Raw genomic sequence first — 265 nt, forward strand, 5'->3', positions numbered from 1 at the left:
CAGTAGATTTGTTAGATTTAACTCAATTTCCTTATTTATTTAGATAACAATGGAGTATAGCTATGGCCTGGAATGAACCGGGTAATAATGGCAATGATAAAGATCCGTGGAATAACAAAGGCGGACGAGATCAAGGCCCACCTGATTTAGACGAGGTGCTGCGTAAATTCAGTAACAAGTTTAGTGGCTTATTTGGCGGCAAAAAACCGGGCAATGGTAGCGGCGGTGGACTTGGTGGAGCCGGTATTTCATTTATACTTATAAT

Annotated in this window: 1 protein-coding gene; it reads left to right on the plus strand. The window is 41.1% G+C overall.

Annotated features, from left to right (window positions below):
- Positions 1-62: 62 nt before the first annotated feature.
- The coding region (locus AAEY99_RS21485) for a protease modulator HflK N-terminal domain-containing protein (RefSeq protein WP_351011986.1) at positions 63-265 on the plus strand (203 nt) is incomplete at its 3' end.

Source organism: Shewanella sp. S1-58-MNA-CIBAN-0166 (assembly GCF_040310085.1).
Taxonomy (GTDB): Bacteria; Pseudomonadota; Gammaproteobacteria; order Enterobacterales; family Shewanellaceae; genus Shewanella.